The 12,437-nt window shown below is 53.5% G+C and carries 11 protein-coding genes; 10 read left to right on the top strand and 1 reads right to left on the bottom strand.

The genetic code is table 11. The features are described from left to right. Window positions 1-57 precede the first annotated feature (57 nt). The 9 genes from QFZ34_RS18550 to QFZ34_RS18510 all read left to right on the top strand — a co-directional run bounded on the left by QFZ34_RS18550 (window position 58) and on the right by QFZ34_RS18510 (window position 10,510). Entirely contained in the window at window positions 58-1,029 is a 972-nt protein-coding gene (locus tag QFZ34_RS18550; RefSeq protein WP_115051797.1) for a DUF2232 domain-containing protein, read from the top strand. Window positions 1,030-1,057: 28 nt separating this feature from the next. Continuing rightward, the gene (gene rplI / locus QFZ34_RS18545) at window positions 1,058-1,627 is read left to right on the top strand and encodes a 50S ribosomal protein L9 (protein ID WP_115051798.1); all 570 of its coding nucleotides are present in this window, start codon (window positions 1,058-1,060) and stop codon (window positions 1,625-1,627) included. A 191-nt stretch (window positions 1,628-1,818) separates the two neighbouring features. Then, window positions 1,819-3,099 (top strand): cyclopropane fatty acid synthase, encoded by a 1,281-nt coding sequence (locus tag QFZ34_RS18540; protein WP_115051799.1) that lies wholly within the window; start codon window positions 1,819-1,821, stop codon window positions 3,097-3,099. A 322-nt stretch (window positions 3,100-3,421) separates the two neighbouring features. Continuing rightward, window positions 3,422-4,915, top strand: a complete 1,494-nt coding sequence (locus QFZ34_RS18535) for a replicative DNA helicase (protein ID WP_115051800.1) — start codon at window positions 3,422-3,424, stop codon at window positions 4,913-4,915. Between the two features lie 14 nt (window positions 4,916-4,929). Then, window positions 4,930-6,087, top strand: a complete 1,158-nt coding sequence (alr, locus tag QFZ34_RS18530; RefSeq protein ID WP_307283961.1) for an alanine racemase — start codon at window positions 4,930-4,932, stop codon at window positions 6,085-6,087. Further along, complete coding sequence (radA, locus tag QFZ34_RS18525) at window positions 6,087-7,487, top strand: DNA repair protein RadA (RefSeq protein ID WP_307283959.1); 1,401 nt, start codon at window positions 6,087-6,089, stop codon at window positions 7,485-7,487. The genes alr and radA overlap by 1 nt, the downstream gene beginning before the upstream one ends. Window positions 7,488-7,522: 35 nt before the next feature. Beyond that, the gene (locus tag QFZ34_RS18520) at window positions 7,523-8,122 is read left to right on the top strand and encodes a CvpA family protein (RefSeq protein WP_115051803.1); all 600 of its coding nucleotides are present in this window, start codon (window positions 7,523-7,525) and stop codon (window positions 8,120-8,122) included. Window positions 8,123-8,254: 132 nt separating this feature from the next. After that, complete coding sequence (gene purF, locus QFZ34_RS18515; protein ID WP_115051804.1) at window positions 8,255-9,748, top strand: amidophosphoribosyltransferase; 1,494 nt, start codon at window positions 8,255-8,257, stop codon at window positions 9,746-9,748. 9 nt (window positions 9,749-9,757) lie between these two features. After that, a complete protein-coding gene (locus QFZ34_RS18510; protein ID WP_115051805.1) occupies window positions 9,758-10,510 on the top strand; it encodes an SDR family NAD(P)-dependent oxidoreductase in 753 nt (250 codons plus the stop codon). Here the strand turns inward: QFZ34_RS18510 and QFZ34_RS18505 are convergent. Further along, window positions 10,507-11,559 (bottom strand): helix-turn-helix domain-containing protein, encoded by a 1,053-nt coding sequence (locus QFZ34_RS18505; RefSeq protein ID WP_307283953.1) that lies wholly within the window; start codon window positions 11,557-11,559, stop codon window positions 10,507-10,509. The genes QFZ34_RS18510 and QFZ34_RS18505 overlap by 4 nt on opposite strands. A gap of 150 nt (window positions 11,560-11,709) precedes the next feature. Here QFZ34_RS18505 and QFZ34_RS18500 point away from each other — a divergent pair, with 150 nt between their 5' ends. Beyond that, window positions 11,710-12,417: a hypothetical protein gene (locus tag QFZ34_RS18500; protein WP_307283950.1), complete on the top strand. Its 708-nt coding sequence runs from the start codon at window positions 11,710-11,712 to the stop codon at window positions 12,415-12,417. Window positions 12,418-12,437: the final 20 nt, after the last annotated feature.

Genomic DNA, 12,437 nt, shown 5'->3' with positions numbered 1-12,437 from the left:
GAGGCATCGGTTTAAAAACCACCTCTAACTGCTTATGCAAGCAGGACAGCGAGCGAAATGTTACCTACAGCAAAAGATTTTGGCGTTGGAGTATTAGCGGGGCTTGCAGCCGCGCTGCTCTCGATTGGCGTTATCGCGCAGTCCACCCTTGCCATGACATTGCTGCTGTTCTCCCCCCTCCCCATTTTTGTCGCTGCTCTCGGCTGGGGCACTGCCACCGGCTTTATCGCAGCGCTATCCATGGCGGTGATCGTATCGGTGCTGGCTGCCCCTACGGCAGCACTCGTCCTCGTTCTGATTATCGCGCTTCCGGCGGCCGCTGCAGCCTATTTTACAGGACTTGCGCGCCCTGCCTCCGAAGTTGGCGGTCCCAGCGACGCATATGTCTGGTATCCGCTGGCAGATACACTCCTGCGGCTTACGCTGATTGTAGCGGCGGCATTCATCGCAATCGGCATGTTGATTGGCTATGGCGACGAGTTTGCCCAGGCTTTGATCAAATCCTTGGGGCAGCAACTTGTAGCGACCAACCCCCAACTCGCACCCAACGCGGAAGTTGCGCAGGGACTGGCCGAATTTGTTGTGCGCGCGCTTCCGGCAATTCAGCCTGCAGTATGGGTCATCCTCATCGTCGGCAATCTCTATATTGCCCTGCGGTTGACAGCAGCATCAGGCAAGCTTCGCCGCCCGAAAGATGATTGGCCACGGGCATTACGCATGCCGCGCCCTGGCCTTTTTGTGTTTGCGATTGCATGCGCCGCGTGTTTTCTGCCAGGCGGCATCGGATATGCGGCAACAGCAATTGCCGGGGCACTTGGTGCCGGATTCCTGATGGCGGGCTTTGCAATCATGCATGCCAGGACGCGCGGTGCAACTTGGCGGCCGGTCGCTTTGTGGCTGGCTTACCTTGCCGTCATCATTTTCACATTCACACTTTTCTTCTTTCTTGTAGCCGGATTGTTCGACACATCGCGCAGCGCACCGGTTTCGAAGGCAGGAAATAATACCCCACCCAGCAATGATAATTGAAGACACTAACCTATAAGGAAAAACTCAAATGGACGTCATTCTACTAGAACGCATTGGCCGCCTCGGCCAGATGGGCGATACAGTCAAGGTCAAGGACGGCTTTGCCCGTAACTTCCTTCTGCCACAGGGCAAGGCTCTTCGTGCAAACGAAGCCAACAAGAAGAAGTTCGAAGGCCAGCGCGCACAGCTTGAAGCCCGCAACCTCGAGCGCAAGACAGAAGCTCAGGCAATTGCTGACAAGCTTGATGGCAAGTCATTTATTGCCGTTCGCTCCGCTGGTGAGACCGGCCAGCTATACGGTTCAGTTTCGACCCGTGACATTGCCGACCTGATCACAGCTGAAGGCTTCTCAATCAACCGCAACCAGGTTGAATTGAACACACCGATCAAGACAATCGGCCTGCACAAGATTGTTCTGTCGCTGCACCCTGAAGTTGAAGCAACAGTAACCATCAATATTGCTCGTACAGCTGATGAAGCTGAGCGTCAGGTTAAGGGCGAAGACCTTACTTCTGCCGAAGCAATTTACGGCATTGAAGAAGCTCCACTTTCGGACGAATTCTTTGATGAAGACGAAGACGGCGAAGAAAACGCCTGATTTAAAGAAGATACAAAGCACTCGAAAGAGTTGTTTTCATTTGGTAAAAGTACCCGGCAGCAATGTCGGGTACTTTTTTGCTTTTCAGATTGAAAAAATCAATTAAATTTACTGAGTCCACCCACGCCCGACCAAGACTCCCTTTGAGTCGCCTTATGGCCGAGCTCTATCGTCTAAGATGGAGATTGTTCATGAATGCACTTCTACGCGCCGCCCTTACGCGCATGATTCACACTGGTACTTTGAAAATAACCGATTCCGGCGGAAAAACCCGCATGTTTGGCGACGGGACCGGCGAGGAATATCACTTCCGCATCAATACTGCCGCGGCAGAACGCAGGATCGCGTTCGACCCATCCTTGCACTTTGCAGAAGCCTATATGAACAGCGAGATTGATGTTCTGCAGGGCGACATCTACGATATTTTGAAACTTATCTTCGAAAATACCGGAGCTACGGCAGCCAAGGAACCCTGGATGCTTGCGCTTGAGGGCATACGGCGCGCTACCCGGCGTTTACACCAGATGAACAATCTGACCCGAGCATCAAGCAATGTGCAACGTCACTACGATCTGTCGGAGGATTTGTATCGGCTCTTTCTCGATACCGACATGCAATATTCCTGCGCTTACTTCGAAAGGCCAGATGCGACCCTCGAAGAGGCTCAGCTTGCAAAAAAACGTCACATAGCTGCAAAACTGCTTATCGAAAAAGGTCATAAGACCCTCGATATCGGCTGCGGCTGGGGTGGCATGGGACTGTATCTGGCAAGGCACCTCGAGGCCAATGTCACAGGCGTCACCCTCTCGCAAGAACAGCACGGCATTGCTAATAAGCGTGCTTTTGATGAAGGACTGTCATCACAGGCTCAATTCAACCTGCAAGACTATCGTACAATCGATGACAGTTTCGACCGGATTGTTTCGGTCGGCATGTTCGAGCATGTAGGCATTGGTCATTTCTCCGAATATTTTCAGCACACAGCGCGTCTGCTCAAGAAGGATGGCGTCTTCCTGTTGCATTCGATCGGGCGTTCAGACGGGCCGTCCTACACCAATGCCTTCATTCAAAAATATATCTTCCCGGGAGGTTATATCCCTGCCCTTTCGGAAGTCATTCCACATATCGAAAAAGCCGGCTTGGTCATTACTGATATCGAAATTCTACGTCTGCACTATGCTGATACATTGCGCATCTGGCGCGAACGTTTCATGGCAAATCGCGATAAGGCAAAAGCGATCTATGATGAAAGGTTTTGCCGGATGTGGGAGTTTTATCTGGCGGCATCAGAATCAGCATTCCGCTGGCAGAACCTGATGGTGTTCCAGATTCAATTGGCTCATCGACAGGAAGCCGTGCCGTTCACGCGCAACTATATCGAACAGGAAGAAAAGCGACTAAAGCGCCTTGAGTGTGAACGCAGCTCAGCCAATAGCCAAGTGAACGCAAAGGAATCGATTGCCGGGCGGTGATTGGACCTTAGTGCGATGGTACTTTAACGCATACTTCTCCGTCATCCTCGGGCTTGACCCGAGGATCTGCTATTTCTCCCATTGCCAATGAGATTGGGTCCTCGGGTCAAGCCCGAGGATGACGGAGAGGTAAGCGCTATTGCATCGCCTTTTCCGCCCGACTCACGTTATGATTGTGGGTGCAGGTCAAGCAAAGTTTCTCACACTCGCATTTGTGTGGATGGCATTGTGGATAAATGCCGATATCGGGAAATAGGAGCAAATCTGTCACTCCACAGCTCGTGTCATTAAGCCATAGTGGTGGCGAACAGGAAAATACAAAATGGCTGAAGCTACGGTACGCAAGATCAACGAAGCGCAGGGCACGCTCTATCGCGAGGCCCCCAACAATATTGAGGCCGAACAGGCTTTGCTTGGCGCAATTCTGGTCAATAATGATGCGTTCTATCGTGTTTCCGACTTCCTGAAGCCCACCCATTTCAATGAGCCTCTGCACCGGAAAATCTTCGAAGTCGCATCCGACATGATTCGGATGGGCAAGATGGCCAATCCCGTGACGCTTAAAACATTCATGCCCGCCGACGCGAAGATCGGCGACATGACCGTCATGCAATATCTGGCACGTCTTGCAGCGGAAGCTGTGACCGTCATCAATGCCGAAGACTATGGCCGCGCGATTTATGATCTGGCGACACGCCGGGCGCTGATCACCATTGGCGAAGATATGGTGAATATCGCCTATGACGCGCCGGTCGATGTAGCGCCGCAAGGCCAGATCGAGGATGCGGAACGACGCCTGTTCGAACTGGCTGAAACCGGGCGCTATGATGGTGGCTTCCAGACATTTACCGATGCGGTCAAGAATGCTGTGGATATGGCCAACGCTGCATTCATGCGCGACGGACATCTTTCCGGCGTATCAACGGGTATCCGTGCGCTCGATGCGCGTATGGGTGGATTGCAGCCTTCAGATTTGATCGTTCTTGCAGGACGTCCTGGTATGGGCAAAACCTCGCTTGCGACCAATATCGCCTTCAACATCGCCGCAGCCTACGAGCCTGAACAATTGGCCGATGGCAGTTTTAAAGCTAAGAATGGCGGCGTTGTCGGCTTTTTCTCGCTGGAAATGTCGTCTGAACAGCTGGCAACGCGTATCATTTCCGAGCAATCGGAAATCAGCTCTTCAAAAATCCGCCGCGGTGAAATCAGTGAAGCTGATTTTGAAAAGCTCGTTGCCTGTTCGCAGCATATGCAGCGTGTGCCACTCTATATCGATCAGACGGGTGGTATATCCATTGCTCAATTGGCGGCTCGTGCACGCCGCTTGAAGCGCCAGCGTGGCCTCGACGTGATTGTGATCGACTATATTCAGCTGATGCAGGGATCGTCCAAGCGCGCATCGGAAAACCGCGTGCAGGAAATTACCGAGATTACCACTGGCCTGAAAGCTCTCGGCAAGGAGTTGAATACACCGATCATTGCTCTCTCCCAGCTCTCGCGCCAAGTGGAAAGCCGCGAAGACAAACATCCGCAGCTTTCTGACTTGCGCGAATCCGGTTCGATCGAGCAGGACGCCGACGTTGTATTGTTTGTGTATCGCGACGAATATTACATCAAGAACAAAGAACCGAAGCCCGGAACCGAAGAGCACTTCAAATGGCAGGCTGAGTTGAACGAAGCAATCGGCAAGGCAGAAGTCATCGTGGCCAAGCAGCGTCATGGCCCGACAGGAACAGTACGGCTCGCTTTCCAGGCGGAGTTTACCCGCTTTACCGATCTTGCCGAGGATTCGCATCTTCCTGAACGTTTCGAGTAAGGATGACTGCTAAAATGCAACATATTGCTACGACGGGCGCTGATCCACGGCTCGCTGGCGGACGTTTAACCATTGATCTTGATGCCTTGGTTGCAAACTGGCTTCTGCTTGCCGAGAGGTCCAAGCCTGCCCGTACGGCGGCTGTGGTCAAGGCTGACGCCTATGGCCTTGGTATTATCCATGTCGTTCCGGTTTTATGGAAAGCTGGATGCCGCACATTTTTTGTGGCTCTGGCCGAGGAAGGATTGCGTGTAAAGGCTGTCGCGCCTGATGCGCAAGTTTTTGTGCTTAACGGCTTCTTCGCTGAGGCTTTTCCGGTCTACGAACAATCCAACCTCACTCCAGTGCTTGGGTCGTTGCAGGAACTTGCAAGCTGGAAGGCACTCAATGCCGGTCGCACCGAAAAACTGCCCTATGCTCTGCATGTCGATACGGGGATGAACCGCCTCGGCCTCACCGTTAACGAAGCCATCCGTTTTGCCGGTGAATCCAAAGATGACAAGCCGATCCTGCTGATTACCCATCTGGCAACGGCAGATGAACAAAAACATGAGCTTAGCCAACGGCAATTTGAATCATTTCAAAAGCTTCGCGAACATTTCTCTGGAATTGAATCAAGCATCGCCAATTCACCCGGCATCTTTCATAGTTTGAACGCTGGCTATGAGTTGAGCCGTCCCGGCGTCGCCATGTATGGCGGCGAGCCTGTTTCGGGCATTGCCAACCCAATGCGGCCGGTGGTCACGTCAGAAGCACGGATAGTTCAGATTCGCACAGGCCTTAAAGGCGAGACGGCGGGCTACGGCGCTACAGCGAGACTGACCCGTGATACGCGTATTGCGATCTGCTCTGTTGGCTACGCAGATGGCTATTTACGCTCGGCGTCGGGCAGCGGCGTCCCCCTGCGGCAAACGCTCAATAATGGTGGTTGTGGTTTCATTGCAGGCAAGAAAGTTCCAATCATCGGGCGCGTGACAATGGATCTAACCTCGTTCGATATTTCCGAACTGGACGAAGGCGAGGCCAAGGCCGGTGACTATATCGAACTGTTTGGCAGCAATATTTCGCTTGATGATGCTGCACGCGCTGCAGGCACAATCGGATATGAGTTGCTTACCAGCCTTGGAAACCGCTATCACCGCCGCTACCTTTACAGCGGAAATGAGATTTAATGGCCAAGGCTAGAATTCAATTCATCTGCCAGAATTGCGGTGCCGTTCACACACGCTGGGCCGGCAAGTGCGATGCATGCGGCGAATGGAATACACTTGTCGAAGAAGGCACATCTGGCGGCATAGGCAGCGGACCCGGTAAGCTTTCTAGCCGCAAGGGCCGTGCCGTTGCGCTGACCACCTTATCGGGTGAAATCGAAGACGCCCCACGCATCCAGTCGGGAATTGGCGAGCTTGATCGTGTGACGGGCGGCGGCTTCGTACGCGGATCGGCCATTCTGATCGGCGGCGATCCGGGTATCGGCAAATCGACCTTGCTGACACAGGCCGCCGCTGCCTTATCGCGTCAGGGACACCGCGTTATATACGTATCAGGCGAAGAAGCAGTAGCACAGATACGTCTGCGTGCGCAGCGGCTGGACGCCGCCGATACAGATGTGCTGCTGGCGGCAGAAACCAATGTTGAAGATATACTTGCGACCATCTCCGAGGCGAAACGCCCGGATCTGATCATTATCGATTCGATCCAGACGCTTTGGACAGATGCCGCTGATTCTGCACCCGGCACAGTGACCCAGGTTCGCGCCGGAGCACAGGCCATGATTCGCTATGCCAAGCAAACAGGTGCAGCCGTTGTTCTCGTCGGACATGTGACCAAAGAGGGCCAAATTGCAGGACCGCGTGTCATCGAGCATATGGTCGATGCCGTGCTTTATTTTGAAGGTGAAGGTGGCCACCATTACCGTATTCTTCGCACCGTCAAAAACCGGTTTGGGCCGACTGATGAAATCGGCGTGTTTGAAATGTCGGATAAGGGCTTGCGTCAGGTCGCCAATCCCTCCGAGCTGTTTCTTGGCGAAAGGAACGATAAAGCGCCGGGCGCCGCTGTTTTTGCCGGTATGGAGGGAACGCGGCCTATCCTCGTTGAAATTCAGGCCTTGGTCGCTCCATCAACGCTCGGCACGCCGCGCCGCGCCGTTGTTGGTTGGGATGGAAACCGCCTTTCGATGATTCTCGCCGTGCTTGAAGCCCATTGCGGCGTTCGGTTTGGACAGCATGATGTGTATCTGAATGTGGCTGGTGGATACCGGATAACCGAGCCCGCCGCTGATATTGCTGTTGCATCTGCACTGGTTTCCTCAATTGCTGGTATTGCCCTTCCCGCCGATTGCGTCTATTTCGGCGAAGTCAGTCTATCTGGTGCTGTTCGCCCTGTGGCGCATGCAGTGCAAAGACTGAAAGAAGCAGACAAGCTTGGGTTCAAGCAGGCTGTTCTTCCCAAGGGAAGCAACGATGTCGCAAAGAACGGCAATGCTCGTCTGACCGAGACCGCATCACTACCGGACCTTGTGGCCCGCATAGCAGCATCCGGACCGGGCAAGAGACAACGCGAAGACTGATCAAATGGTTGGTTTTGATATGAGGACCAAATAAAATGCCGATAACGTTGCTTGACGGAATACTATTGGGCATAACCCTTGTCTCGGCGGTCCTGGCCATGGTTCGTGGCTTCTCGCGCGAAGTATTGTCTGTCGTATCATGGGCCGCCGCTGCCGTTGCCGCCTATGTTTTTTACAAGCCAGTGGTTCCCTTTTTAGCCCCTTACATCAGCAATGACACAATTGCGCAGATTGCGGCTGCCGGTCTGGTTTTCATCATCACGCTCATCGTTGTTTCCATTATTACGATGAAGATCGCCGATTTTATCATCGATAGCCGCATCGGCGCGCTGGATCGCACACTCGGCTTTCTATTCGGAGCAGCACGCGGTGTTCTGCTCGTCGTGGTTGCGATGTTGTTTTTCAACTGGCTCGTTACCGAAAATCAGCCGGCATGGGTGGCACAGGCCAAATCAAAGCCGATGATCGACGAGCTAGGTGCAAAACTGGTTGCGCTTTTGCCGGAAGACCCGGAATCAACCATTCTGAAGCGATTGAAGCCCGGTACGCCTGCGGCAACGGATACTGCGCCAGACGGAACGACAACGGTTGAACCGAAGGAAGACATTCCTCCGGAAGGCACAACACCAGAGTAACCGGACAATAACATGAACTGCGTCAATACCGCTCTTGGGGTTTCCTTGGTAATACCCCATATAGTGTGGCATAATACAACTAGGCACAATTGACTCGATCCCAATGAACTTGGGGCGAAAGGGCTGGCGGCAATGACCGACATTTCTCGTGACGATAACCAATTGATGTCCCTTGACGATGACACACTGCATGAAGAGTGCGGTGTGTTTGGCATTTTGGGCCATCCTGATGCGGCCACACTGACAGCCTTGGGACTGCATGCATTGCAGCATCGCGGCCAGGAAGCTGCAGGTATAGTCTCATACGATGGCAACCAATTCTGCTCAGAGCGCCGTATGGGCCTTGTTGGGGACCATTATACCAACCCGGCTACATTGGCTCAGCTGCCCGGTGACCGCGCTATAGGCCATGTCCGCTACTCCACAACAGGTGACGCTGCTCTCCGCAATGTGCAGCCGCTTTTCGCCGAGCTGGAAATCGGTGGCATTGCCATTGCCCATAACGGCAATTTCACCAATGGCCTTACCATGCGCCGCAAGCTTATTGCCGATGGTGCTATCTGCCAGTCCAATTCCGATACGGAAGTTGTGCTACATCTCATTGCCCGCTCGCGCAGCACATCATCGAGCGATCGCTTCATTGACGCGATCCGCCAGATGGAAGGCGGCTATGCGATGCTCGCCCTCACCCGCACAAAGTTGATCGCTGCACGTGACCCGATCGGCATTCGTCCGCTTGTGATGGGCGACCTCAATGGCAAGCCGATTTTTGCTTCCGAGAGTTGCGCGCTGGACATTATTGGTGCCAAATTCGTTCGTGATATCGAAAATGGTGAAGTCGTGGTTTGCGAGATTCAAGCTGATGGTTCCATCAGCATTGAGACGTTCAAGCCGCAGAACCCGAAACCTGAGCGGCTTTGCCTGTTCGAATATGTATATTTTGCCCGTCCTGACTCAGTTGTTGGTGGCCGCAATGTTTATACCGCCCGCAAGAATATGGGTATCAACCTCGCCAAGGAAGCACCGCTTGAGGCTGATGTTGTTGTGCCTGTTCCTGATGGCGGAACGCCAGCAGCCATAGGTTTTGCGCAGGCGAGCGGCATCCCCTTCGAGCTTGGTATCATCCGCAACCATTATGTCGGCAGAACCTTTATCGAGCCGACGCAATCCATTCGTGCGTTCGGCGTCAAATTGAAACACTCAGCCAATCGCGCAGTCATCGAAGGCAAGCGCGTTGTTCTGGTGGACGATTCCATTGTGCGCGGAACGACATCCGTCAAGATCGTGCAAATGATCCGCGATGCTGGCGCAAGCGAAGTGCATATCCGCGTTGCCAGCCCGATGATTTTCCACCCGGATTTCTACGGCATTGATACGCCCGATGCAGATAAGCTACTGGCAAACCAATATGCTGATCTTGATGCGATGTGTGCGTATATCGGCGCGGATTCATTGGCGTTTCTGTCGATAGACGGGCTCTACAAGGCCGTAAGCGGAGCTCCGCGAGACCCGCGTTCGCCACTCTTTACCGATCACTATTTCACTGGCGACTACCCGACGCGCCTTCTCGACAAGGACGGCCCGGACAATGTCCGTCAGTTCTCACTTCTGGCAAATAACGGTTGAGTTCACTTCATGATTTCTGACGGCAGTTTTCGGCTGGATGGCAAGCTTGCGCTTGTCACCGGCGCTTCGCGCGGCATTGGCTATCACCTTGCAAAAGAACTCGCTGGACGCGGCGCGCATGTTATCGCTGTTGCGCGCACGGTGGGCGGCCTTGAAGAACTGGACGACGAAATTACAAAGGCTGGTGGCTCGGCAACGCTGGTTCCACTCGACCTGACCGATCTGCCAGCCATTGATCGCCTCGGCGGCTCAATTCACGAGCGTTGGGGCAAGCTTGATATAATGATCGCCAATGCTGGTGTGCTCGGTACCATTTCGCCTATCGGCCATGTCGAGGCAAAGGTCTTCGACAAGCTGATGACTGTCAATGTTTCCAGCGTTTGGCGCCTTATTCGGACCACAGACCCTTTGCTGAAGCTTTCCGACGCTGGCCGTGCATTGCTGCTTTCGTCCAGCGTTGCCCACTCTGCCCGCGCCTACTGGGCTCCCTATGCCGCTTCGAAAGCCGCTGTGGAAGTTTTCGCGCGCAGCTGGGCGGAAGAGACCAAACAGACAAAGTTGAGGGTGCATTCGGTCGATCCCGGTGCAACGCGTACTGCAATGCGTGCTCAGGCTGTGCCGGGGGAAGATCCGGAGACATTGCCAACACCGGCAGAAGTGGCTGCGAAGATCGCCCTGCTCTGTGATCCCGCTATTGATGAAACCGGAAAGCTGTACAAAGTGCAGTCAGGCAAACTGCTGAGCTATAACAACCCCAGTTAAACGGCGAGACGAATGACGTTTGTCTCGTCCACCTTATTGTTACGCGTGCGCCATGCTTTCGGACTCATGCCGGTGACACGCAGAAACTCGCGGTTAAAGTTTGATTTGGTCTGAAAACCAGCGTCGAACATGATGCGCGTGATTGGCTCATCGGTCTGCGTGAGAAGGTTGCAAGCGTCCTTCACCCGGTAATCATTCACATATTGTGAAACGCTCATCCCTTTGGCGCGGTTGACCGCATTGGATATCTGCCTGACTGAGAGCCCCATTTTTCGGCCCAGTCTGTTCAAATTGAGATCCACATCGCGATATGGCTGACGCGACTGCATAAACTCATCCAGCGCCAAGGCCACTGCAGCATCGTCAGAGGTAGGCTGGCTGGACAATGCAGGCTCATCGCTGCTTTCATCCGCCAAAGGTTGGCTGGCACCAGCCACAGTAGCCGCAGTTCCAAGAACAAGAAGGCCGATAATATTGGCGATAGCGACAATACGGCCCGAATGAAGTCCGCCCGTTTCCGCGAAATCGAAAGTTACCAGCAGGTCGATCACCGCGGAGCCGACAGTGGAAATCGCGGTAAGCTGCAAGGCCCGGTAAGACGTAATGACGCCATCCAGCCGCGATGCGCCCAAGATATTGGGGCCAGCCCAAGCGAGCCGGGCAAGCGCAAACCCGTACCCGAGAAAAATGAGAATGATCGTCAGTGAGATGGGGTCGGGCCAAAAGGCGACAAAACCGGCGACCGCCAACGTCGGAAGGAGATGGAGCAATAGAAAAGGCCGCTGAGACGGTGGTCGTTCAGTTCGCAAACTATCAAAACTGAGCCATGCCAATGTGGGAGCTGCGGCCGCAAGTATTGCCTGAAGCGGCAATATCTCAAGGAAGTCATAACCCCAGCGCACGCCTATAACCACAGCTTGCACGGCAGCAACAATCAGCCATGCGAAGAAGAACGTATTTGACGCTCCCTCTTCCTGCCGCCGGATCATTTGGACGAGCAGGATAAAGAGCAGAAGCGCAACGACAAAAGGTAAAGGCACAAAAAGCATTTTCAACATTATCCGAATGAGTTTGAGGCTCAATATGTCCTCAATCGTGATCGCGGACGACCTGAATTGTGATCAAGGTCGAAAATATCTGAACAATGCCGCTCCCTGATGCTGGCGCTAATCCAAGCGCCGCATTTCAAGGAGATCAACATGCCAGGATTTTTTGCTTCGCTTATTCTGCTCTTTACCACTCTTACGCCTGTCGCCGCAAAGGCCGAGACCGCAGCTCAGCTGGATATGACGAGGATCAAGCAGGTGACGATAACCGGCGAGAGCAGCCGTTTGGATTTCACCACTCTACACACGGTTCCCTATGCGGCGACTATCACAGGGACCAGGACAAGCTGGCTTGCAAGTTGGTATTCGAATTGGTTCTCGAACCGCTGCGAAACGAAAACGACCACTGAAATCAAAGATCAGACATTAACAATCGACGTTACAGAATCTCCTCTTCTCAGCCTTTCTGATTGTGAAGTTGGGATTATCGTCAATCTGCCCAAGGGCGCTGATATCAGCATTGAGCAACACGCTTTGCTTGCGCGTTTTTCCGGTGAGTATCGCAGCATTCGCATCAATGCAAATGCAGCCGATTTTTCGCTGGATGGTTATGCCTCCAGGCTCGACATCAACGGCGATGCAGTGCGCAGCGACGTTCGCTTTGAGCGAAGCAGCAATAACGAGACTATCCGTCTGGAGTCCCGCGCGCTTGATGCCGCGTTCAGTTTTTTGAAGGACACGCCGATCAGCTATGCGGTTGATGCCAAAGCATCTTTTATCGATAGCAAACTTAGGAACACCCCCGGTGCAAAACCCTCCATCGATATCAAGAGCGATTATGTCCGCGCGACAATTCGCTGAGGCCCGAAATCATTTTCATA

The organism is Phyllobacterium ifriqiyense, assembly GCF_030817885.1.
GTDB lineage: Bacteria > Pseudomonadota > Alphaproteobacteria > Rhizobiales > Rhizobiaceae > Phyllobacterium > Phyllobacterium ifriqiyense.
Note: the sequence above shows the minus strand (reverse complement) of the source record. Positions and strands in the feature narration are given on the sequence as shown.

Bases quoted from the DNA above. Each gene is read 5' to 3' on its own strand.
- QFZ34_RS18550 (WP_115051797.1), top strand. From the start codon at position 58: ATGTTACCTACAGCAAAAGATTTTGGCGTTGGAGTATTAGCGGGGCTT.
- rplI (WP_115051798.1), top strand. From the start codon at position 1,058: ATGGACGTCATTCTACTAGAACGCATTGGCCGCCTCGGCCAGATGGGC.
- QFZ34_RS18540 (WP_115051799.1), top strand. From the start codon at position 1,819: ATGAATGCACTTCTACGCGCCGCCCTTACGCGCATGATTCACACTGGT.
- QFZ34_RS18535 (WP_115051800.1), top strand. From the start codon at position 3,422: ATGGCTGAAGCTACGGTACGCAAGATCAACGAAGCGCAGGGCACGCTC.
- alr (WP_307283961.1), top strand. From the start codon at position 4,930: ATGCAACATATTGCTACGACGGGCGCTGATCCACGGCTCGCTGGCGGA.
- radA (WP_307283959.1), top strand. From the start codon at position 6,087: ATGGCCAAGGCTAGAATTCAATTCATCTGCCAGAATTGCGGTGCCGTT.
- QFZ34_RS18520 (WP_115051803.1), top strand. From the start codon at position 7,523: ATGCCGATAACGTTGCTTGACGGAATACTATTGGGCATAACCCTTGTC.
- purF (WP_115051804.1), top strand. From the start codon at position 8,255: ATGACCGACATTTCTCGTGACGATAACCAATTGATGTCCCTTGACGAT.
- QFZ34_RS18510 (WP_115051805.1), top strand. From the start codon at position 9,758: ATGATTTCTGACGGCAGTTTTCGGCTGGATGGCAAGCTTGCGCTTGTC.
- QFZ34_RS18505 (WP_307283953.1), bottom strand. From the start codon at position 11,559: ATGCTTTTTGTGCCTTTACCTTTTGTCGTTGCGCTTCTGCTCTTTATC.
- QFZ34_RS18500 (WP_307283950.1), top strand. From the start codon at position 11,710: ATGCCAGGATTTTTTGCTTCGCTTATTCTGCTCTTTACCACTCTTACG.